At 63.9% G+C, this 1,066-nt stretch carries 1 pseudogene; it reads right to left on the reverse strand.

Annotated features, from left to right (window positions below):
- Window positions 1-986, reverse strand: a pseudogene (locus U1872_RS22705) (gluzincin family metallopeptidase); the annotation flags it as partial.
- Between the last annotated feature and the right edge of the window lie 80 nt (window positions 987-1,066).

Raw genomic sequence — 1,066 nt, forward strand, 5'->3', positions numbered from 1 at the left:
TTGTCGCGGGTCGTCGCGCCCGGCGCCAGGAAGATGATGCCGTCGCCGTACGTATCGGCGCCCGCATTCTCCATCGCACCGGCCATGATCGGCGTGCCGATCAGGTCCAGCTGGGGAAAGGGAAACCGCTCGCCGAAATAGTTTTCGAGCAACGACACGATGCGCGGCGTCTCGGCCATCACATAGCCCATCTTGTCCTTCTGCGCCGTGGTGGCGAGCGCGCCATAGGGCATCGGCGCGGGGCGTTGTGGCGTTGGCGGGATCATGCCGGTCTGGTGGACGAACGGCCCGGTATCGAACGCGACTAGGTAGGTCGGGAGCGGCTTGGTCGGGGCGAACTGGTGCTTCTCCAGCCCTCCCGTAACCTTGGTGACCGCAACCTGTGGCGCGTTGCTGACGGCGACGAAGCCCGGATGCGTCGTGAGCGAAACGGTGAACGGCGTTTTGAAGCCAGGCTCGTCGAAGCTTGGGAAAGCGGCCCGCGCGTCGATGCTTTCGAACTGGGTCCAGCTGTACCAGGCGTCGCCGACCTTGACGTGAAACAGCCCCGAAGCGCTGTCGCCCAAGCCGCCGGTCTACTCGAACGCCAGCGTTGCCGGGCCGGCGGGAAGCATCTGCGCGAAGTCCAGCCGCGCGGTGCCGGTCTGGTCGACCTGCGTGAAGACCGCGGACGTCGCCTTCCCGCCGATCATCGCGACTGCCTTGGTGATCTTGAGGTCGCGACCGTGCATGTAGAGCGATTTCGTCGGCGCCTTCAGGGTGACGTCGATCTCGTTACGCCCGGAAAAACTGTCCTTCTCCGGCAGGATCGTGAAGTCGAGGCGATAAGCCTTGGGTATCGCGGCATCGGAAAGCCTGCCCTTGGGCGCTTTCGCATCGGTCGTCACCGCTGTCTTGATCGGCACCTCGGCTTTAGGTGCCGACTGCGCCCCGGCTGTCGTGGCAAGTAGCAGAGCGGTAAAGCCGGCAAAATATGGCGCGCGCATCAGGATTCCCGCTATAGTGTAGTACGAGCGTAACTCAGCACTCTTCCCTCGGCAAGCGTTGAGATCGGTAGCGGCGTCAT

Origin of the sequence: Parasphingomonas frigoris (genome assembly GCF_036663815.1) — a bacterium.
Lineage (GTDB): Bacteria > Pseudomonadota > Alphaproteobacteria > Sphingomonadales > Sphingomonadaceae > Sphingomonas.